17 protein-coding genes are annotated in these 19,997 nt (G+C 72.1%); 2 read left to right on the top strand and 15 right to left on the bottom strand.

All coding sequences use genetic code 11. The features are described from left to right. Nucleotides 1-205: 205 nt before the first annotated feature. Genes JNK12_18320 through JNK12_18310 form a run of 3 tightly spaced genes read right to left on the bottom strand, consistent with a single transcriptional unit; the run spans nucleotide 206 to nucleotide 4,231 of the window. Nucleotides 206-868: a response regulator transcription factor gene (locus tag JNK12_18320; GenBank protein MBL8777900.1), complete on the bottom strand. Its 663-nt coding sequence runs from the start codon at nucleotides 866-868 to the stop codon at nucleotides 206-208. A 55-nt stretch (nucleotides 869-923) separates the two neighbouring features. Further along, nucleotides 924-3,479 (bottom strand): ABC transporter permease, encoded by a 2,556-nt coding sequence (locus JNK12_18315; protein MBL8777899.1) that lies wholly within the window; start codon nucleotides 3,477-3,479, stop codon nucleotides 924-926. Next, nucleotides 3,479-4,231, bottom strand: a complete 753-nt coding sequence (locus JNK12_18310; GenBank protein MBL8777898.1) for an ABC transporter ATP-binding protein — start codon at nucleotides 4,229-4,231, stop codon at nucleotides 3,479-3,481. Before JNK12_18310 ends, JNK12_18315 begins: the two co-directional genes overlap by 1 nt. Nucleotides 4,232-4,342: 111 nt before the next feature. Between JNK12_18310 and JNK12_18305 the strand changes: the two genes are divergently transcribed. Then, nucleotides 4,343-7,852, top strand: coding sequence for an AAA family ATPase (locus tag JNK12_18305; GenBank protein ID MBL8777897.1), 3,510 nt, complete (start codon nucleotides 4,343-4,345; stop codon nucleotides 7,850-7,852). A gap of 109 nt (nucleotides 7,853-7,961) precedes the next feature. Here JNK12_18305 and JNK12_18300 read toward each other — a convergent pair whose 3' ends face one another. Further along, complete coding sequence (locus JNK12_18300) at nucleotides 7,962-8,597, bottom strand: peroxiredoxin (protein MBL8777896.1); 636 nt, start codon at nucleotides 8,595-8,597, stop codon at nucleotides 7,962-7,964. A 202-nt stretch (nucleotides 8,598-8,799) separates the two neighbouring features. Between JNK12_18300 and JNK12_18295 the strand changes: the two genes are divergently transcribed. Beyond that, nucleotides 8,800-9,183, top strand: a complete 384-nt coding sequence (locus JNK12_18295; GenBank protein ID MBL8777895.1) for a hypothetical protein — start codon at nucleotides 8,800-8,802, stop codon at nucleotides 9,181-9,183. A gap of 149 nt (nucleotides 9,184-9,332) precedes the next feature. On the opposite strand, the gene JNK12_18290 is transcribed toward JNK12_18295, so the two are convergent. The 11 genes from JNK12_18290 to JNK12_18240 all read right to left on the bottom strand — a co-directional run. Beyond that, nucleotides 9,333-10,538 (bottom strand): acyl-CoA dehydrogenase family protein, encoded by a 1,206-nt coding sequence (locus JNK12_18290; GenBank protein ID MBL8777894.1) that lies wholly within the window; start codon nucleotides 10,536-10,538, stop codon nucleotides 9,333-9,335. Between the two features lie 11 nt (nucleotides 10,539-10,549). Continuing rightward, on the bottom strand, nucleotides 10,550-11,362 hold the full coding sequence (locus JNK12_18285) for an LUD domain-containing protein (protein ID MBL8777893.1): 813 nt from the start codon (nucleotides 11,360-11,362) through the stop codon (nucleotides 10,550-10,552). Further along, nucleotides 11,355-12,785 carry an iron-sulfur cluster-binding protein gene (locus tag JNK12_18280; protein ID MBL8777892.1) on the bottom strand — a complete coding sequence of 477 codons (1,431 nt, stop codon included), beginning with the start codon at nucleotides 12,783-12,785 and terminating at the stop codon, nucleotides 11,355-11,357. Before JNK12_18280 ends, JNK12_18285 begins: the two co-directional genes overlap by 8 nt. Next, a complete protein-coding gene (locus JNK12_18275; GenBank protein MBL8777891.1) occupies nucleotides 12,778-13,734 on the bottom strand; it encodes a (Fe-S)-binding protein in 957 nt (318 codons plus the stop codon). Before JNK12_18275 ends, JNK12_18280 begins: the two co-directional genes overlap by 8 nt. 91 nt (nucleotides 13,735-13,825) lie before the next feature. Then, complete coding sequence (locus JNK12_18270) at nucleotides 13,826-14,233, bottom strand: helix-turn-helix transcriptional regulator (GenBank protein MBL8777890.1); 408 nt, start codon at nucleotides 14,231-14,233, stop codon at nucleotides 13,826-13,828. After that, nucleotides 14,230-15,159 carry a cation diffusion facilitator family transporter gene (locus tag JNK12_18265; GenBank protein MBL8777889.1) on the bottom strand — a complete coding sequence of 310 codons (930 nt, stop codon included), beginning with the start codon at nucleotides 15,157-15,159 and terminating at the stop codon, nucleotides 14,230-14,232. The genes JNK12_18270 and JNK12_18265 overlap by 4 nt, the downstream gene beginning before the upstream one ends. 23 nt (nucleotides 15,160-15,182) lie before the next feature. After that, nucleotides 15,183-16,367 carry an acyltransferase gene (locus JNK12_18260; GenBank protein MBL8777888.1) on the bottom strand — a complete coding sequence of 395 codons (1,185 nt, stop codon included), beginning with the start codon at nucleotides 16,365-16,367 and terminating at the stop codon, nucleotides 15,183-15,185. Between the two features lie 85 nt (nucleotides 16,368-16,452). Further along, entirely contained in the window at nucleotides 16,453-17,478 is a 1,026-nt protein-coding gene (locus JNK12_18255; protein ID MBL8777887.1) for an LLM class F420-dependent oxidoreductase, read from the bottom strand. Nucleotides 17,479-17,490: 12 nt separating this feature from the next. Further along, nucleotides 17,491-18,474, bottom strand: coding sequence for a hypothetical protein (locus tag JNK12_18250; protein MBL8777886.1), 984 nt, complete (start codon nucleotides 18,472-18,474; stop codon nucleotides 17,491-17,493). Continuing rightward, the gene (locus JNK12_18245; GenBank protein ID MBL8777885.1) at nucleotides 18,471-18,971 is read right to left on the bottom strand and encodes a sigma-70 family RNA polymerase sigma factor; all 501 of its coding nucleotides are present in this window, start codon (nucleotides 18,969-18,971) and stop codon (nucleotides 18,471-18,473) included. Before JNK12_18245 ends, JNK12_18250 begins: the two co-directional genes overlap by 4 nt. A gap of 291 nt (nucleotides 18,972-19,262) precedes the next feature. Continuing rightward, nucleotides 19,263-19,997: AMP-binding protein (locus tag JNK12_18240; GenBank protein ID MBL8777884.1), on the bottom strand; the 735-nt coding region annotated here is incomplete at its 5' end.

Raw genomic sequence — 19,997 nt, 5'->3', positions numbered from 1 at the left:
GGATGGCCCACCGGGAGCCACTCGCGCACATCAGGAGGCAACAAGAACTGCTGATCACGAGTCACCGCACGGAACCGAGGAGCCACCCACGAATTCTCCCCCGTCTCGGACCTGAACGCGAGCACCTAACGCAACAGCCTCTGGGCGTTGCCAACTCGCTCCCAGAACGAGGTGGGAGGGGCCGGCGGGTGCGGGGGTCGGCGGGTCAGGCGGAGCGGGGGGTGGTGAGGGCGGCGCGGGCGGCTTCGGCGTGGCGCTGGAGCTTCGCCACCGCGTAGCCGGTGTGGAGGTTCACGAGGCGGGCGGTCACCTCGTGGCGCTCGGCGATGGCCGCCGGTGTGTCGCCGGCGGCGAGGCTCATCAGCACCTCGCGCTCGGTGGCGGTGAGGGGGGCCTTGCGGCCGAAGGGGGTGCCGGGGGCCTGGGAGTAGGCGTCGACGTCGTGGAGGATCTTGGTCGCCACGAGCGGGGGGACGAGGTACTCGCCGCGGGTGGCGCCCCGGACGGCCTCCACGCACTGGGCGACGGCCTCGGCCCGCTGGATGCAGCTGGCGGCGCCGTAGGTGATGGCGTGGTAGGCGGTCTCGACGTCCTCGGGGCCCGCCATCAGCACCACCTGGGTGACGGGGGAGTGCTGCGACACCGACCAGCAGACGCCCAGTGCCGCAGAGTCGGGCAGCTTGACGTCGATGAGGATGGCGTCGGGGGGTCGCTCCACCACGTGGGCCACGGCGAGGGCGGGGTCGTCGGTGGCCTCGATGACCGTGATGCCGGGCGCGGCGCCGAGGTGCTCGACGATGCGTCGTCGTCGATCCTCCTCAGGATCGACGACGACCGCAGTGATCTCCTCGTTCGCCCGTGCTCCCATACCTCCGGTATCGGCCGCTCCCCCGGCGTCCTTGACCGCCGAGAGCGAGCCGCGGCTACTCGGTGGCGATGGCCTCGAGCACGTTGAGCTTGGCGGCCCGCCGGGCGGGCCACGCCGCCATGAGGACCGCGAGGCCGGCGGCGAACACCGACAGGATGAGCAGCTGTCCGATGGGGAGGCGGAAGGTGTTGAAGCCCTGGCTCTCGAGCACCGTGACGAGGGTGAACGAGAACACGATGCCGAGCACCAGGCCGAGAGCCGTGCCGAGGAGGGCGATGATCACCGCCTCCCACCGGATCGACGTGCGCACCTGCTTGCGGGACATGCCCACGGCCCGCATCAGGCCGAGCTCCCGGGTGCGCTCGTAGATGGACAGCCCGAGGGTGTTGACGATGCCGATGAAGGCGATGATCACGGCGAGGCCGAGCAGCACATAGATGAGGGCCAGGAACTGGTTGATCTGCGCGGCCTGGCTCGCCTTCAGCTCGTTCTGGTCCTGCACCTTGGCCAGCGGGTACTCGTCGGTGACGGTCTCGACCGCGGCCCGCCCGTCCTCGAGGTCCACGCCCTCGGCGAGGTCGACGATGACCTGGGTGTCGTACTGGTCCTCCACGTTCGCCTCGTAGGCGGGGAGCCCGAAGAGGTAGTCGAGGGGGAAGTTCACGTTGATGGCGTCGGGACGCTCGTAGAGGGCCACGACCTCGAACTCGGTGACCTCGTCGTTGGCGGGGAAGCGCACGTTGAGGGTGTCGCCGAGACCCAGGTCCCACTCCTCGGCCTGGTCGATGCTCAGGGCGACGGCGTCCTCTCGTTCGAGGGCGTCGGGGTCCCCCTGGATCTCGCCCACGTCGACCACGTCGAAGATGACCGCCGGGTCGACCCCGCCGATGAACTCGGCGCCGAAGGCGATCTGGGCCTGGCTGAGGCGCACGCCGGCGGCGGCGCTGACCTCGGGGAGCTCGTTGAGCTCGTCGGCCATGGCGACGGGCAGGCCGCCTTGACCGAAGGTCTGGGAGTCGATGACGAAGTCACCGTTGAAGTTCTCGTCGATGCTCTTGTCGACCGAGGCCTTGGCCGAGTCGGCGAAGATCGTGATGAACCCGATGAGGGTGACCGCGATCATCAGGGCGGCCGCCGTGGACGCCGTGCGCTTCGGGTTGCGGATGGCGTTCTCTCGCGCGAGCACGCCGGTGATGCCCTTGATGCGGGGGATGGGCCAGGCGAGGAACCGGCTGATGGGCCCGGCGATGACGGGGCCGAGGGTGGCCACCGACAAGAAGATGCCGAGCAGGCCATAGCCCAGGGTGGTGGCGTCCTCGTCGGCGAGTCCCTTGGCCGCCAGGCCGATGCCCAGCACGGCGAGGGCCAGGCCGGCGATGCGCCGGCCCTTCGAGCTGCCCGAGGTGTCCTGCGCCACGTCTCGCAGCGCCGCGATGGGCGGCACCTTGGAGGCCTTGCGGGCCGGGAAGAAGGCGGCGACGACGGTGATGACGGTGCCGACGATCATCGAGGTGACGATGGTGTTGCTCTTCACCACCGTGCCCGCGTCGGGCAGGTCCAGGCCGAGCCCGGCCAGCGCGGCCTTGAGGCCGAAGGCGAGGGCGATCCCGGCCACGATGCCCACGGCGGACGCGAGCAGGCCGACCACGAGCGCCTCGAGCATGACCGACCCGAGCACCTGGCGGCGACCGGCGCCGATGGCCCGGAGCAGGGCCATCTCGCGGCTGCGCTGCACCACGATGATCGAGAAGGTGTTGTAGATGATGAACGAGCCCACGAACAGGGCGATGCCGGCGAAGATCAACAGGAAGGTGGTGAAGAAGCCGAGCTGGTCGGCCACGTCGCTCTGGTTCTCCGCGGTGATGGCGTCGCCCGTGATGGCCTCGGTGCCGCCGGGCAGCACCTCGGAGAGGTCGTCGACCAGCTGCTGTTGGCTGACACCGTCGGCGGCCACCACGGCGATCTGCTCGAACTTGTCGGGCTTGCCCACCGTCTCCTGGGCCACGCTCGTCTCGAACAGGACGATGTTGGCGCCGGCGAGGCTGTTGGACTCGCCGAAGGTGGCGATGCCGCTGACCTCGAACTCGGTGGATCCGGCCTGGGTGAGGACGCGGACGGTGTCCCCGACGGCGAAGTCGTTCGTGTCGGCGGTGCCCTTGTCGAGCACGACCTGGGCGCCTTCCGGTGGCGCGCCCTCGACCAGGGTGAACTGGTTCAGCTCGGGCACCGTGCTCCAGTTGAACGCGAGGGTCGGCGCGCCCTGCGCGGGGTCGCCGATGAGCTCGCCGTCGGCGTCGGCCAGTGCCGCCGGTCCGGCGATCTGACCCTCGGCCGCAGCCACGGAGGGCACGGACTCGACGAGGTCGAGGTCCTCCTGGGTGACCCGGCCACGCTGGCTCTGGCCGAACTGGCCCTCGAAGGTCTCCTGCTTGCGGACCACGGCGTCGACACCGGCGTTGACCTCGGCGAAGAGGTCGTCGAACACCGAGCGGATGGTGTCGGTCAGCACGAGGCTGCCGGCCATGAAGGCCACGCCCAGCACGACCGCGAGCGCGGTGAGGGCGAGGCGCAGCTTGTGCGCGAGAAGGCCCTTGAGGGTGACGTGGAGCATCAGCTGTCGAGGCTCTTGAGGCGGTCCAGCACCTTGTCGGAGGTCGGATCGGCCATGTCCTCGACGATCTTGCCGTCGGCCAGGAAGAGGGCCCGGTCGGCGTAGCCCGCGGCGACGGGGTCGTGGGTGACCATGACGATGGTCTGACCGAACTCGCGCACGGCGCTCTGCATGAACTCGAGGATCTCGGCGCCGGAGCGTGAGTCGAGGTTCCCCGTGGGCTCGTCGGCGAAGATGATCTCGGGGGCGCCGGCGAGGGCCCGAGCCACGGCCACCCGCTGCTGCTGGCCGCCGGAGAGCTCGCTCGGCCGGTGCTTCAGCCGGTCGGCCAGGCGCACCGTGGTGACGATCTGGTCGAGGCGGGCCTGGTCGGGCTTGCGGCCGGCGAGGTCCATCGGGAGGGTGATGTTCTCGAGTGCGCTCAGGGTGGGCACCAGGTTGAAGGCCTGGAACACGAAGCCGATCTTGTCGCGTCGCAGGGCCGTGAGCTCCTTCTCCTTCAGGGCGCCCAACTCGACGTCGCCGATGAAGACCTGGCCCGAGGTGAGGGTGTCGAGGCCGGCCATGCAGTGCATGAGCGTGGACTTGCCCGAGCCCGAGGGGCCCATGATGGCGGTGAACTGGCCCTTGACCAGTTGCACGTCGACCCCGTCGAGGGCCCGCACTTCGGTGTCGCCCTCGCCGTAGATCTTCGAGGCCTGCACCGCCTGGGCGGCGACGGTCGGCGGGGCAGTCGTGTCGGTGAGGGCCACGTCGGAGGCCTTTCGGGACGGGGGGCCGGTCCCGGACACGCTAACGGGGCCGCGGGCAACGGCAACGGGAACGATCGGTGACGTCCACCACCCGGCCCGTAGGCTGGGGGCATGACGTGCGGGTCGTGCGGCGCAGCCGTGCCCGAAGGGGCACGCTTCTGCCCGTCCTGTGGTCAGGCGACGTCGGTCCCGAGCGACGAGCGTCGCGTCGCCACCGTGCTCTTCGGCGACCTCGTGGGCTTCACGACCCTGTCGGAGACCGCCGACCCCGAGCACGTGAAGAACCTCGTCGACGCCTGCTTCGGGCGGCTCGTGGCCGAGATCGAGACCTTCGGGGGCAAGGTCGACAAGATCGTGGGCGACGCCATCGTGGCGCTCTTCGGCGCCCCGGTGGCCCACGAGGACGACGCCGAGCGCGCCGTGCGTGCGGCGCTGCGCATGCAGGAGACGCTCGCCCGCCACGCCGCCGAAGGGGACGTCGACGTGCGCATGCGCATCGGCGTCAACACGGGCGAGGTGCTGGTCGGGGCCCTCCGGGCCGGTGGCGACTACACCGCGATGGGTGACGTGGTGAACACCGCGAGCCGGCTCCAGACCGCGGCCCAGCCGGGCCAGGTGCTCGTGGGCCCGGCCACCTTCGCCGCCACCCATGGGGTGATCGGCTACGACGAGCTGGGGCTGCTCCAAGCGCGCGGCCGCGACGAGCCCGTCCCGGCGTGGGCCGCCACCGCGCCGCTGCTGCCACCGGGCTACCGGCCCCAACGGGAGCGGGCGCCGCTCGTCGGTCGCGACCCCGAGCTGGCCATGTTGAAAGGGGCGGTCGACGCTGCCGTCGCGCATGGCCGGGCCCAGCTCATCTTGTTGCTGGGTGAGGCCGGCGTGGGCAAGAGCCGACTGGCCGAGGAGGTGGCCGCGCTGGCCGAGTGCGACCACGAGGCCATCGTCCTCGAAGGTCGCTGCGTGCCCTACGGCGAGGCCAACGTCTGGTGGCCTGTGGCCGAGGCGCTGCGTCAGGCCCTCAGCCTGTCCGCCGAGGCGCCGTTCAGCACGGCCAGCGACCACGCCTTCGACGTGGTCGCCCGCACCCTCGATCTCGACCCCGGCGACGACGAGGTCGCCCGGGTGGTCGAGGGCCTCCTCTACCTCCTCGGCTACGAGGTGCCCCTCCGGGACATCGACCCCCAGCGGGCGCGCGACGAGGCCACCCGCTCGGTGCTGACCCTCATCGAGGGCTATGCCCTCGATCACCCGGTCGTCATCGTGCTCTCCGACCTGCACTGGGCCGACGACCTCGTGCTCGAGATGATCGACGACATGCTCGCCCGCCTCGGCCGCTACCCCTACGTCGTGGTGGGCACCAGCCGGCCGGGCATCGAGGAGCGCTGGGTGCCCCGTCACGGCCGTCACAACTCGGCCGTGCTCAACCTCGACCCCCTCGACCGCAGCGCCTCCGAGCACCTGCTCTCCCTCCTGCTCGAGCAGGAGGCGGGCGACGACGTGCGCGCCCTGCTCCTCGACCGCAGTGGTGGCAACCCCTTCTTCCTCGAGGAGCTGGTGTCCCTGCTCGACGAGACGGGCATGGTCGGGGGCACGCCGAGCGCCGACGGGGGACTCCGTGACCTGCCCGACACCCTGCGGGGCCTCGTCGCGGCCCGCCTCGACGCCCTGCCCGCCAAGGAGCGCCAGACCTTGGTCAACGCCGCGGTCTGGGGCCGCCGCGGGCCGGTCGAGGCGCTGGAGAAGATGCTGGAGAAGGACGCGCTCGGCGAGGCCGATGCCGCCTCGGCGGCGGCGGACGCGCTGCACGGCCTCGCGGCGAAGGAGGTGCTCCTCGTCGAAGGGCAGCGGTGGAGCTTCCACTCAGAGCTCGTGCGCGACGTGGCCTATGGCACCCTCACCAAGTCCGACCGGGCCCGCAAGCACGCCGGGATCGCCACGCACCTGGAGGAGCATCCGGGGGCGGCGCCCGACGAGCGGGTCGTGGACATCGTCGCCTACCACTTCAACGTGGCCGCCCAGCTCTCAGTCGAGATGGGCGACGTCGCCCATCTCCGGCCCGACATCGGCGAGAAGGCACTCCACTGGTTGATGGAGGCGGCCCGGCGGGCCGATCGCGCCGACCTGCACCAGAACGCCGCACGCCTGTACGGCCAGGCGGTGGACCTGGCCACGAGCCTCGGCCAAGGCGACCAGATGACCGGCGCCGTCCTCGGGCGCGCCCATGCCCTCGCCGAGCTGCGCGACCTCGGGGCGGCACGCGCCGACGTCGGCCGGGCGCTGTCCGCGGCCGAGCGCAGCGGCGACCGCACCGTCCTCGCCCGAGCCCTCGTCGTACTGGGCGAGATCGAGTGGCGCGAGGGTGACCACGCCGCCGCCGTCGTCACCCTCGACCGGGCCATCGACGAGTTCCAGGAGCTGGGTGACCGCCAGGGCCTGGCCAAGGCGCTGCGCAGCCGGGGGATGGCCGACCTGATGGTCGGCGCCCACGACGACGCCCCCGAGTCGCTCCAAGCGGCGCTGGCCGCCTCCCGGGAGGTCGGTGACGTACGGGGCGAGGCGTGGGCCCTCCAGAACCTCGCTTGGATCGCCTTCGTCGACGGTGACCCCGAGGAGGCGGAGCGGCGTCTCGCCGAGGCCATCGCCAAGTTCGAGGACATCCGGGACAAGGGCGGCTTGAGCTGGGCCTACGGCCTGATGGCGTGGATCCAGTTCCGCCTCGGCGACACCGCCGCCGCCGACGCCCTCGTCGAGCGGGTCCTGCCCGAGGCGCGCGAGCGGGGCGATCAGTGGGGCGAGGGCATGATGCTCATCCTCCAGAGCGTCATGCGCCTCTGGTCGGGCCGGGCCCGCGAGGCCCATGAGATCGCGGCGATGGCGCTCGCCAACTTCCGTCGCATCGGTGACGTCTTCGGCGAGGTGCAGGCGCTGGCCCCCGTGGGCCGGTCACTCATCGCGCTCGGCCGGGTGGACGAGGGCTTCGCCGTGCTCGAGGAGATGCTCGCGGTGCACGGCACCACCGCCGACATGCGCCGGCTCGGCCTGACCGTGGTCGCCGCCGCCGCCACCCACGTCGGCGAGCCCCACCGCCTGCCGCCCGAGCTGCTCGACGACGACCTCTCCCTGGTCGACGCGAGTGGGCTCTCCGACGACGAGCGCCTCGTGGCCCTCGGGCTGTGCGCCCTCCAACGCGGCGATGTCGAGGGGGCCCTCACCCGCCTCGAGAAGGCTGACGGTGGCGCTCGCTCACACCCGTACCCGCAGAGCGCGCTGGCGCTCGCCCTCGTCGCCGCCGACCGCGTGGACGAGGCCGTCGCTGCCGCCGAGTGGGTGGTGGGCTCCCCCCAGGCGACCTACCTCGACCGGACGCAGGCCCTCCTCGCCGCCGCGCTCGGGCACGCCCGTCGGGGCGACCGGCCCGCCACGCTCGAGGCCCTCGCCGGCGCCCAGGCCGAGGTGGCGGCCACCGACGATCAGCTCACGCGCGCCCTCGTCTGCCTGGCCGAGGCGCAGGCCCGCACCCGCCTCGGGGACGACGCCGGCGAGCTGAGCGCCGACGCGGAACGGGCGCTCCTGCGCCTCGGCGTCACCGCCGACGGCTGGAAGACGGCCTACTCGCTCTGATCGCCCGCCGGTGTCCCGGCGGTGGGTCGAGAGTCGAGAACGACGAACGCCGCAGGACCAGCTCGCCGGGGCGAGGGTCCTGCGGCGTTCGCTCGCGGTGGTGCCGGTGCTACTTGGCGGGCTGGGGGACCACCCGCAGGTAGGGCTTGAGGGTCTTCCAACCCTCGGGGTACTTCTCCTTGGCCTCCTCGTCGGTGACGGCCGGGACGATGATCACGTCCTCGCCGTCGTTCCAGTTCACGGGCGTGGCCACCTTGTGGTTGGCGGTGAGCTGGAGGGAGTCGATCACCCGCAGCACCTCGTCGAAGTTGCGGCCCGTGCTGGCGGGGTAGGTGAGGATCAGCTTCACCTTGTTGTCGGCGCCGATGATGAACACCGAGCGCACCGTGAGGGTGTCGTTGGCGTTCGGGTGGATCATGTCGTACAGGTCCGACACCTTGCGGTCCGAGTCGGCGATGATCGGGTAGTTCGGGGCGGTGCCCTGGGTCTCCTCGATGTCGCTGGCCCAGGCGGTGTGGTTGCCGAGCTCGTCGACGCTGAGGCCGATGATCTTCACGCCGCGGGCATCGAAGTCCGGCTTGATGCTGGCCAGGTAGCCCAGCTCGGTGGTGCAGACCGGGGTGAAGTCCTTGGGGTGCGAGAACAGGACGGCCCAGCTGTCGCCCTTCCAGTCGTAGAAGTCGATGGTGCCTTCGGTGGTCTCGGCGGTGAAGTTCGGGGCGTCGTCGCCCAGTCGCAGTGCCATGGCGGTACCTCTTCGCGGTTGCTCGGGGATGGGTGGTGAATCCCGACCATCCTGGTCGGGAATTGCAGTGGCCGCAACCGCTCCGGTGTGCGAACTTTTGCAAACTTTCGCTTGACACAGCTTGCGATGCTTGCTTGACTGCTCGAAGCGCTTGATAAATCTAGCGACCCGCCACCACCCGTCCCGAAAGGACACCCCTGCAATGGCCACCGCCACCGACACGTACGCCAAGGTCGAGGAGAAGGTCAACGACCTGGTCTCCACCGTCTCGGAGCCCGTCGTCGCCAACGTCCGCAAGGTCGCCGACGTCGCCGAGAAGCGCCTCAACGACCTCGAGCTCCCCGCCATCGAGAGCCTCCCGAGCACCGACGAGCTGGTGGCCAAGGCCGACGAGCTCGTCGAGAAGTACTTCGAGTTCGCGCAGACGGTCCTCGACCGCCAGCACGAGCTCGCCAAGCAGGTCCTCGAGCAGCTCGGCGCCGCCCCCGCCAAGGCCAAGAGCGCGGCCAAGACCGCGACCAGCCAGGCCAAGGCCGCCACGAGCTCGGCGAAGCCCACCACCGAGAAGGCCACCAAGGCCGCCTGAGGCTTCCCCCCATCCGTCCGGCGCTTCCCCCCGGCGTCGGACGACCCCGCAACACCGAACGACGGGCCCCGTCCCCCCCAGGGCCCGTCGTTCGGCGTTTTGCGGCGGCGGGGCCCGAGGTCGGCCCGCGCCCGCCGGTGCTCTTCAGATCAGCGCGGCACCTGGGACCAGGGCACGTCCTTGTCGACGCGCACGTCGCCGGGGAGGCCGAGGACCCGCTCGCCGATGATGTTGCGCTGGATCTCGGACGTCCCGCCCTCGATCGAGTTGGCCCGTGAGCGCAGGAACATCTTGCGGCTCGAGCCCGGGGGCCCGACGAGGCCGAAGCTGGCCCGCTTGAGCTCGTAGTCGTAGTCGACCTGGCCCGCCATGCCGAGGAGCTCGACGCAGAATTCGTAGATCTCGGTGTTGACCTCGGCGAAGCGCAGCTTCGCGATCGAGCCCTCGGGGCCGGGGTTGCCGGCCTTTCGGTTCTGCGAGGCCCGGATGTTGGTGAGGCGGAGGGTCTCGGCGTCGATCCACAGCTGCAGGAGCCGATCCTTCGTCACGGGGCTCTGGTCGAGGGCCTCCTCGTTCCAGATGCGCACGGCCTCGGCGATGGCGCCGGTGCCCCGACCGGGAGGGCCGCTGCCGCCGCCGATGGTGGTGCGCTCGTTCATCAGCGTGGACATGGCGACGCGCCAGCCCTCGCCGACGTCGCCGATGCGGTCGCTGTCGGGAACGCGGACGTCGGTGAGGTACACCTCGTTGAACTCGGCTTCGCCGGTGATCTGGCGCAGGGGTCGCACCTCGACGCCGGGGGCGTGCATGTCGAGGGCGAAGTAGGTGAGGCCCTTGTGCTTGGGCTGTTCGGGGTCGCTGCGGGTGACGAGCATCCCCCGGTCGGCGATGTGGGCGAGCGTGTTCCACACCTTCTGGCCGTTGATGACCCACTCGTCGCCGTCACGCACCGCCTTGCAGGCCAGGCCGGCGAGGTCGGAGCCGGCGCCCGGCTCGCTGAAGAGCTGGCACCACGCGTCCTCGCCGGTGAACATGCGCCGCAGGAGGCGGCCCTTCAGCTCCTCGTCGCCATGGGTCACGACGGTGGGCCCGGCCATGGTGAGGCCGAAGAAGTGCTGCTCGCCGGCCTGCGGGGCGCGGGCCTCGCGTAGCCGGCGGTCGATGTGGGTCTGCACCTTGGGCGGCAGGTCGAGACCGCCCCAGCCGTGGGGGAAGTGCACCCAGGCGAGGCCGAGGTCGTACTGGCGGCCCCGGAACTCGATGGGGTCGCTGGTGGCGGGGTCGAAGCCCTCGAGCAGCTCGTCGACGAGCGGGTCGACGGCCGAGGTGTCCACGGAGGCGTCGGTGACGGTCATCGGCCGCGACGCTACCCCGCGTCGGTCAGGACCAGGATCTCGAGCGCGGTGGGCCCGTGGACCCCGAGGGTGAGGATCTGCTCGATGTCGCCGGTGCGCGACGGGCCGGTGATCAGCACCCGGTTGGAAGGCAGGGGCCGCGAGCCTCGGCGCAGGATGTCGGACGGCGTAGCCACCAGTCGGTCGATGGGCAGCACCGCCAGGTGCACGCGGGGGAGGAGGCTGGCGCCCCTCCCGCCGGCGCGGTCGGCGTCCACTACAAGGCTGCCCGTGGCGGCGATGCCGGCCACCGTGCCGGTGACCCCGAGGTCGGCGTCGGCCGCGGCGCGCGGGGAGTGGTCGCTCACGGCGACGCCGGCGTCGAGCAGCATCGGGACGAGGGCCTGGGCCTCGGGCTCGGAGGTCACGACGGCGGTGCGCACGTCGTGGGCCCGGCACAGCTCGGCCACCACGCCGGCGAGGCCGGTGCGAGACGGGGCGTGCACGCGCGCCTCGGCCGTGAGGGCGGCGACGGTGAAGACGGGGAGCAGGGCGAGGCCGGCGGCGCCGTCGAAGCCGTCGAGCGCGCGGTAGGCCACCTCGGGGATGCGCTCGGGCGCGGGAGGCGGCGGATGCGGGGTGCGGGGGCCGCCGGGGGCGACGACCTCGGCGTCCGGGCGGCGGGCGACCCGGGCCAGGAACGCCCCCCGGTCGCCGTGCTCCCGCGGCCCCGGCGTGTTCGGCTCGTTCTGGCTCCCGACTCGATCGTCAGGGCGATCGAATCGGGAGCCAGCACCAGTGGAGTCGGGGCCGGTGGGGCCGGGCGGGGGCGGGGAGTCAGACATCGCCGGCCTCCCAGTGTTCGGTGAACGTGCGCCGGGGGAGGTCGGGCAGCGCCCTGCCCTCGGTCCACTGGCGGACGCCCGGGAGCCAGCCGAGGCGGGCCGCGAGGCCCTGGCCCCGAGCGGCGGCGGCGAGGGTCCGGCGGTAGCGGGTGGGCGTGGACCACGCGGAGGCCCACGCCGACCAGGCCACCCGCTCGCTGCGGGGGGCCTCGGCGGCCTTGCGGCGACGCAGCCCGAGGAGCAGGTCCTGGAGGGGGATCTCGACCGGGCACGCCTCCATGCACGCGCCGCAGAGGGTGGACGCGTTGGCCACCTCGTGGGCGTGCCGGGCGGTCGCGCTTCCGTGGCCGCTGCCCGGAGCCTCGGCGGCGAGGAGGGGGGTGAGGACGGCCCCCATGGGCCCGGAGTACACCCAGCCGTACGCGTGGCCGCCGGTCTGGCGGTACACGGGGCACACGTTGAGGCAGGCGCCGCAGCGGATGCAGTTGAGCATCTCGGCGAACTCGGTGCCGAGCAGGTCGGAGCGGCCGTTGTCCAGGATCACGAGGTGGAACTCATCGGGGCCGTCGGCCTCACCCTCTCGCCGGGGCCCGGTGGTGATGCTCGTGTAGCTGGTGAGGGTCTGGCCGGTGGCCGACTTCGAGAGCAGCCCCAGCAACAGGTCGGCCTGGTCCCACGTGTCGACCACCCGCTCGGCGCCCATGACCGCGACATGCACCCGGGGCGCGGTGGTGACCATGCGCCCGTTGCCCTCGTTGGTGACCAGCACCACGCTGCCCGTCTCGGCCACGCCCAGGTTGACGCCGGTGATGCCGAGGTCGGCCTTGAGGAACCGCCGGCGCAACTCACCGCGGGCGAACGCGGTGAGCTCGTCGGGCTCGGTGGTGCGCTCGGCCATCCCCGCCTCGGCCTCGAAGGTGTCGGCGATCTGATGGCGGTTGCGGTGCACCGCGGGGATGATGATGTGGCTGGGGTGCTCGTCGGCGAGCTGGATGATCCACTCGCCCAGGTCGGTCTCGGTGACCGTGCAGCCCACGTCGGCCAGGGCGGCGTTGAGCCCGGTCTCCTCGGTGGCCATCGACTTCGACTTCACCGCGGTGCGGGCGCCGGTGCGGCGGGCCACGTCGGCCACGTAGGCGTTGGCGGTGGCGGCATCGGGCGCCCAGCAGACGTGGCCGCCCAGGGCGAGGACGTTGTCGGCCAGCCGGCCGAGCACCTCGTCCCAGCGGGAGAGCACGTCGCCCCGCACGCCGCGCAGGGCCCGGCGCAGCTCGTCGGGCTCGTGCAGGCGGTCGTAGGCCGCGCTCTTGGCCACCCGGAAGCGGTCGACGGCGTTGGCCACGTTGCTCCGCAGGACGGGGTCGGCGACGGCCGTGGCGGTGCGCCGGCGCAGGGTGCTGGTGGTGAGCGGCCAGTCAGCCACGTTCGCGCCCTTCCCCAGGGGCAGAGGCGGCAGGGGGACCGTCGGCGGTGGGACCGTCGGCGGTCGGGGCGTCGGGGAGGTGCTCGACGAGCTCCTCGGCCAGGTGGCGGAAGCGCAGGGGCAGGCCCCGCTCGCGGGCGCGGGCCTCGAGGTGCAGCAGGCACGAGGCGTCGCAGCTCACCACGGTGTCGACCCCGTCGGGCAGGTGGTCGAGCTTCTCGTCGGCCATCGCCACCGAGACCTCGGGCAGGCGCACGCTGAAGGTGCCGCCGAACCCGCAGCACCGGTCGTCGCCCTCCCACTCGGCCGGCGGCACCCCGGCGGCGTGCAGGAGCCGCACCGGCGCGTCGGTGACGTGCAGCTCCCGCTCGAGGTGGCAGGAGCGGTGGTACGCGAGCCGGGGCCCAGGGCCACCGATGGCCCCCTCACCCTCTTCCCTCGGCGGCGGGGGATCACCCGGTCCGTGGTCGCCCTCCGAGGCGAGACCACCCGGCCCGGGGGAGGGCGGCGCCGGGTCGGCGTCGGCGTCGGCGGGATCACCGGCGTAGGGGCCGAGGAACTCGCTCAGCTCGCGCACGCGGTCCGCCACCCGTTGCGCCCGGTCGGCCTCGCCGGGGCGGCCGGCCAGCGCGAAGAGCTGCGGCCAGTACCGGCGCATCATCGTGGCGCAGGAACCGGCGGGGACGACCACCAGGTCGGCAGGATCGGCCTCGAGCGCCCCGAGGCTGGTGCGCGCCACGGCGACGGCCTCGTCGGCGAACCCCGCGTTCCACGCCGGTTGCCCGCAACAGGTCTGGCCCCGGGGGCAGGTGACCTCGGCGCCGGCCGCGCGGAGGAGGTGGACCGCGGCGACGCCGGCGTCGGGCCGGGCCACGTCGACCACACAGGTGACGAAGAGGGCGACGCGGGGCGAGGTGGGGCCGGCGGGGGCCGGGACGGGCCCGGTCATCGGTCACCTCCCGACGCGTGGCGCCGGCGCGCCCCGACGGCGCCGCCGTCCGCGGGCCGGCGGGCCGGCACGGTGGCGCCGAGCGGGCCCATCAGGGCCCGGAGCTCGCGGTGAAGGCCTGGTACACCGCCAGCAGCTCCTGTCGCTGCTCGGGGGTGAGGAGGGGGTCCTGGTTGATGGCGGTCACCGTCGGGTTCGCCGCCGACGCCTCGTCGGGGCCGAGGGCACCGGCCTGGCGCAGCAGCGTCTCGGCCGAGACGTTGAGGGCGTTGGCGATGGAGCTGAGCACCCGGACCGAGGGCTCGTGCAGCCCGCGTTCGATCTGGCTGAGGTAGGGGTTGGACACGCCCGCCTTGTCGGCGAGCGCCCGGAGCGACAGGTGGGCCGCGTTGCGCTGCTCGCGGATGAACTGGCCGAGCGCACTCGCCTGGTCGCTGGCACCGCGTTCGTCGGCGTCGGGACGCTCGTGCTCGGAGGGGGAGGGTTCGGGGGGGCTCATGACTCGTTCTGGGCCTGGGCGCGGAGGATGTCGGGCTCGATGAAGATCATGGTCGCCGCCGGGACGACCACTCGGACGCGCCGTTCGAGCTCGTCGATGGCTGCGGCGACCCCTTCGACCGTGAGCTCGTGGTCGAGGTCGACCTTCGCCGCCACCAGGATGTCGTCGGGCCCGAGGTGCTGCGTGCGCACGTAGATCACGCTGTTCACCGACGGAGCGGACTCGATGGCTTCGACGATGGTCGCCTGGTCCTCCTCGGTGGCGGTCTCGCCCATGAGCAGGCTCTTCATCTCGGACGCCAGCACCACGGCGATCACCGCGAGGAGCGAGCCGATGCAGATCGTGCCGATGGCGTCCCACATGGGGTCGTCGGTGATGACGGTGAGGCCGACGCCGGTCAGGGCCAGCGCGAGGCCGATGAGGGCGCCGAAGTCCTCGAGCAGCACGACGGGCAGCTCGGGGCTGCGGGAACGGCGGATGAAGGTGGCCCACCCCTGCCGGCCACGCACGAGGTTCGACTCGTGGATCGCGGTGCGGAAGGAGAACGCCTCGAGGCAGATGGCGACGAGCAGGATGCCGATGGCCCACTGCGCGGATTCGAGGTGCTCGGGGTGCTGGAGCTTGTGGACGCCCTCGTAGACCGAGAAGGCCGCGCCGAGGGTGAACAGCACCAGGGCCACGACGAAGGCCCAGAAGTAGCGCTCGCGGCCGTGGCCGAAGGGGTGGGCGGCGTCGCGGGCGCGCCGCCCCCGCCTGCGGCCCAGCACCAGGAGTGCCTGGTTGCCCGAGTCGGCCACCGAGTGGATGCTCTCGGCCAGCATCGACGACGAGCCCGTGACCAGGAAGCCGATGAACTTGGCGACGGCGATGCCCATGTTGGCGATGAAGGCGGCGACGATCGCCTTGGCGCCTCCGTCGGCCGACATGTGGTCGAAGCTAGCGGACGCCCTCACCGCTCCCGTAGCGCCGGGCGCTCGAAGCGGGCGAAGGCGGCGACGAGGCCGGCGAGGACCACGGCCGGGGCGAGGACCCACAGGGGTCGGGTCGACCACCAGGAGGCGGTGGCCTCGGCGCCGAGATCGCCGCCGAGTGCCTCGAACACGCCGATGGCCACGACGAGGGCGGTCATGTGCCAGGTGAACACGGTCATGGCCACCCCGTTGGCGGCCACGACGGCACGCCAGACCGAGCGTCGTGCCAACCAGCGCTCGGCGGCGGGCCGCAGCGTGAGCACCACGCCCAGCTGGAGCACCGCAAGGGCGGCGATGCAGGCGGTGGTGGGGAACATGTTGCTGACGGCCTCGCCCCGCACGGCCACCATCGATCTCGGGTACACGCCCAGGTTGGTGAGCACCACCAGGGCGCTCAGGCCCCCGATCACCAGGGCCCACCGCCGGTTGCGGGCCTCGGCATCCGTGCCGCTCATGCGACCGTCCCGCCAGAAGTAGCCGAGCTGGTGGGCGAAGACGAAGACCAGGGCGGCGTTGGCGTAGCCCAGTGCGTCGAGGCCGAAGCGGAAGCGACCGAGGTCGACGAGGGCGATGGCGGCCCCGAGGCCGACGATGGTGAGCTCACGGCCGTGGCGGTGCAGGCGGGCCGTGACGGGCACGAGCAGGACCACGCCGGCGTAGACCGCGAGGAACCAGAGGGGGACGAACACGACCCGGCCCCAATGGAGGACACCCGGGTAGTCGGCAACGAGGGCGCGGGCGGTGGCGTCGATCGCCGCCCACACCGCGAGATAGACGGCGACGGGCCGGAACAGCCGCTGGAGGCGCGAGCGGAGGAACTCACGGGCCGTGCCGCCGCGGCGACGGGTGGCCTCCCAGGCGGCGAGGTTCGAGAACCCGCCGACGAGGAAGAACAGGGGCATGACCTGGAGGAGCCAGGTGGCCAGCCAGAGCAGGCGGACGTCGCCGACCGGGTTGGGCATGGTGAGGGCGCCACCGTCGGTCCAGTGCGTCACCGAGAACACCCAGTGCCAGAGGACCACGACGAGGATCGACAGCGCCCGGAGCAGGTCGACGAAGCGGTCCCGCGACGCCGGCGTGGCGTCGACGAGGGCGTCGACGCTCAGCAGGGCGGGCGCCTCCGTGGTCGAGGGGGCGACGGCGGTGGCGGTGGGGGAGGCCATGCCCCCACGGTGCGCCCACGAGGGGCCCGGCGGAATCCGGGGGATCCCCCAAATCTCCCTGGGGGATCTGGCGGCGCCGGGGTCGTCAGCGGGTCAGGTCGGCGAGGAGGGCGAGGACGGCGGGATCGTGGTTGCCGATGAGCAGCGTCGTCACCGGGCTCGAGCGCCAGCCCTCGATGCGCTCGCGGATGCGCTCGGGCGGGCCCACCAGCGAGATCTCGTCGGCGAAGGCGTCGGGCACGGCGAGGATGGCCTCGTCGCGCTTGCCCTCGAAGAAGAGGTCCTGGATGCGGTGCGCCTCTTCCTCGTAGCCCATGCGGGACATGAGCTCGGTGTGGAAGTTCTTTGTCTTGGCGCCCATGCCCCCGATGTAGAAGCCGAGCATGGCCTTCACCGGCCAGAGCGCGGTGGCCACGTCGTCGTCGATGCTGACATGGACGTTGACCGCCACCTCCCAGCCGGCGGGGGCGCCGGCGATCTGGTCGGCGTACACCTCGGGGCGCTGCGGTGAGTAGTAGAGGGGCACCCACCCGTCGAAGGACTCGGCGGCCAGGGTCACGTTCTTGGGCCCCTCGGCGCCGAGGTAGATGGGGATGTCGGCCCGGGGCGGGTGGGTGATCGACTTCAGCGGCTTGCCGAGGCCCACGGCGTCCGGGCCGGTGTAGGGCAGCGGGTAGTGGGGGCCATCGTTGGTGACGGGCGCCTCCCGGGCGAGGACGTCGCGGATGATCTGGACGTACTCCCGGGTGCGGGCCAGCGGCTTCGAGAACGGGCGGCCGTACCAGCCCTCCACCACCTGCGGGCCGGACACGCCGATGCCGAGGCGGAAGCGACCGCCCGACAGGGTGTCGAGGGTCATGGCGTGCATGGCCATGGTCACCGGGCTGCGGGCCGACATCTGGGCGATGCCGGTGGCCAGGTGGAGGCGCTCGGTGTGGGCGGCGATCCACACCAGCGGCGAGAAGGCGTCCGACGACCACGACTCGCCCGTCCACACCGAGTCGAAGCCCAGCGCCTCCGCGTGCTGGGCCCGCTCGATCAGCTCCTTCGGGTCCGGCGGCTGCGCCGTCCAGTACCCCAGTTGCAGCCCCAGCTTCAGCTCGTCCCCCATAGGCCGGCGACGCTACCCGCCGGCTACGGGCGTCAGCTCACCCTGGAGCTCGACGAGTTCCCCCCAGCGCTGCTGTGCGTAGTTGAGCGCCTCGTCGGTGACGGCGGTGATGTCCACGACGACGACGCTCCGGAGCGTGTCCGCACCGACGCCGTACACGGGCCCGAGTGGTGTCTCGCCGTCCGTTGTCGCAGCAGACACCTCGGCTTGGACGGCGCGCAGCGCCGCCTCCGTGGGCGCGTCGCGCTCCACCACGCAGAGTCCGCCCGACCACAGGGCCCGGGCCTCCTCCAGAGCGGCGGCGCCGTTGCCCTGCGTGACGACGATGTTCACCACGAACGGAGGCCCCTGGGTCAGGTACAGCGCGACCTGGCCCGGGAACGTGGGGACGGCGTTCCCGGGCAGGTTGAGGCTGAGCGCATCACCCTGGTTCAGCGTGAGGTCACCGGACGGCTCGTCGCACGCCGGCGAGAAGTCGGGGGTCCCGGGATCCTCGGTGCCATCCGAGCCGCTCAACGTGAACGACGAATCGACCAGACTGAACGCAGCGCCATCCCAGGTGCCGACGACGTGGACGTCGACCCAGCGGGTGTCGCCGCTCTGCTCCGCCCAGCCGACGTCGTCCCAGTCCCAGCCGATCACGGGTGGCCCACCGCAGCTGGGAGGATGGGTCGCCGCCCGAAAGCCGAGGCATAGCTCGGGGCCGCGGCCCGCGACTTCCAGCACCATCGCGTCGGCCTCGTAGAGAGGTCCGTTCGGCACCGTCGTGGTCGCCACTGACGCCGGTCCGGTGCGGACCGACTCTGAGGCGTGCTCGCGTGCGGCGAGCCAGGGCACGACGAGCAGGGTCGCGGTCGTGGCGATGACGACGCCGGCAAGGCCGGCTCGTCGTCGGCGCCGGCGCCGACGGACTTCGGCCTCGATGTCATCGGAACCGAAGGACGGGTTGCCCGGTGGTGCGCCGAGCGCTCGCACACGATCCTCGATGCTGCTCATGGGTGCACCTCCTCGGTGGTGTCCTCATCTCGACCCACGCCGCTCGCTCGTAGGGCGGAGAGCGCCTGGTGGGTGGCGGCCTTCACGGTGCCGGGGGCGCACTCCAGCAGCGCCGCGGTGTCGTCGACCGACAGGTCGAGGAAGAACCGGCACGTGATGACGGCGCGTTGTCGTGGCGGGAGGCCGAGGACGGCGGCGCGGAGGGCGCCGTGCACGTCAGGTGGGATGGGCTCGGGCGCCGGGCGGGCGGCGAGGCGGCGCCGGGCACGGCGTTCAGCGGAACGCCGGCGGTGCCAGCTCGTGGCCAGGTTGAACGCCGTCCGGTAGGTCCACGCCTCGGGCGACGCCATCGACCCGACGGTGTCCCATCGCTCCCATGCGCGGACGAGCGCGTCCTGCGCGAGCTCTTCGGCGACATGACGGTCACCGCAGTAGATCGTCAGCGAACCGACCAGCCGGTCCCGGATCTCGTCGCAGAACTCTGCCGGCGTGCGCATCTCGTCTGGAACGATCGAGCGCACCTCGTTGGTTTAGCGCGACCTCGGTCGGCTGGCTCCGAGACGCGGGCGGTTGCGCTGATGGCCCTTTCCGGTGACGGACCCCTGAAAGACGGGCGGCGGACCCTCGACGTCGCTGACCACCACGGAGCGTGGCGGCGACGGCGCAGAGCACCAGCGTTGGAGGAAATCACCCCCGTATGCGGGGGCTATTCCCTCCAACGAGGCTCGTTCGGGCGGGTTCGGCGCGTGGCAGCCACGCACCGTGGCGGTGCGCCGCCGGCGCCGCCGTCAGTTGACGGCGCGGTCCTGGCCGTCCCAGTAGGGGGCGCGGAGATCCTTCTTCAGCACCTTCATGGCGCCGGAGAGGGGGAGGGGCTCGGCGCGGAACTCGACGGCCTTGGGCAGCTTGTAGCCGGCGATCGACTCCCGGGCGTGGTCGATGATCTCGGCCTCGGTGGCCTCGGCGCCGGGCTTCAACACGACGATGGCGTGCACCTGCTCGCCCCACGTCTCGTGGGGGATGCCGATGACCGCAACCTGGAGCACGGCCGGGTGGGTGGAGATCGCGTTCTCGACCTCGGCCGAGTACACGTTCTCGCCGCCGGTCACGATCATGTCCTTCACCCGGTCGACCAGGAACAGGTAGCCCCGGTCGTCGAGGTAGCCGGCGTCGCCCGTGTGGTACCAGCCGCCGCGGAAGACCTCCTCGGTGGCCTCGGGCTTGTTCCAGTACTCCCGCATGAAGTTGCCCGCCCGGGCGCAGACCTCACCGGGCTCGCCGGGCGGCAGCTCGTTGCCCTCGGGGTCCTGGATCGACAGCACCACGCCCGGCACCGGCCGGCCCGCGGAGCGCAGGAGCTCGCCGCCGGCCTCGTGGTCCTCGGGGCGCAGGAACGTGAGCACCGACGAGCACTCGGTCATGCCGTAGCCCTGGCTGATCTGGAGGTCGGGGTAGAGGCCGAGCAGCTTGTCGAGGATCGCCGCGGGCATGGGCGAGGCGCCGTAGGTGAGCTGCTTCAGGGT

It is taken from the genome of Acidimicrobiales bacterium (assembly GCA_016794585.1).
Taxonomy (GTDB): domain Bacteria; phylum Actinomycetota; class Acidimicrobiia; order Acidimicrobiales; family DATDAH01; genus JAEUJM01.
This window is presented reverse-complemented; position numbering and strand designations above follow the sequence as displayed.

Excerpts from the sequence above, each read along its gene's own strand:
- JNK12_18245 (MBL8777885.1), bottom strand. The coding sequence starts at position 18,971 with ATGCGCACGCCGGCAGAGTTCTGCGACGAGATCCGGGACCGGCTGGTC.
- JNK12_18250 (MBL8777886.1), bottom strand. The coding sequence starts at position 18,474 with ATGAGCAGCATCGAGGATCGTGTGCGAGCGCTCGGCGCACCACCGGGC.
- JNK12_18265 (MBL8777889.1), bottom strand. The coding sequence starts at position 15,159 with ATGTCGGCCGACGGAGGCGCCAAGGCGATCGTCGCCGCCTTCATCGCC.
- JNK12_18290 (MBL8777894.1), bottom strand. The coding sequence starts at position 10,538 with ATGACCGTCACCGACGCCTCCGTGGACACCTCGGCCGTCGACCCGCTC.
- JNK12_18285 (MBL8777893.1), bottom strand. The coding sequence starts at position 11,362 with ATGTCTGACTCCCCGCCCCCGCCCGGCCCCACCGGCCCCGACTCCACT.
- JNK12_18305 (MBL8777897.1), top strand. The coding sequence starts at position 4,343 with ATGACGTGCGGGTCGTGCGGCGCAGCCGTGCCCGAAGGGGCACGCTTC.
- JNK12_18255 (MBL8777887.1), bottom strand. The coding sequence starts at position 17,478 with ATGGGGGACGAGCTGAAGCTGGGGCTGCAACTGGGGTACTGGACGGCG.
- JNK12_18275 (MBL8777891.1), bottom strand. The coding sequence starts at position 13,734 with ATGACCGGGCCCGTCCCGGCCCCCGCCGGCCCCACCTCGCCCCGCGTC.
- JNK12_18300 (MBL8777896.1), bottom strand. The coding sequence starts at position 8,597 with ATGGCACTGCGACTGGGCGACGACGCCCCGAACTTCACCGCCGAGACC.
- JNK12_18270 (MBL8777890.1), bottom strand. The coding sequence starts at position 14,233 with ATGAGCCCCCCCGAACCCTCCCCCTCCGAGCACGAGCGTCCCGACGCC.
- JNK12_18315 (MBL8777899.1), bottom strand. The coding sequence starts at position 3,479 with ATGCTCCACGTCACCCTCAAGGGCCTTCTCGCGCACAAGCTGCGCCTC.
- JNK12_18320 (MBL8777900.1), bottom strand. The coding sequence starts at position 868 with ATGGGAGCACGGGCGAACGAGGAGATCACTGCGGTCGTCGTCGATCCT.
- JNK12_18260 (MBL8777888.1), bottom strand. The coding sequence starts at position 16,367 with ATGGCCTCCCCCACCGCCACCGCCGTCGCCCCCTCGACCACGGAGGCG.
- JNK12_18295 (MBL8777895.1), top strand. The coding sequence starts at position 8,800 with ATGGCCACCGCCACCGACACGTACGCCAAGGTCGAGGAGAAGGTCAAC.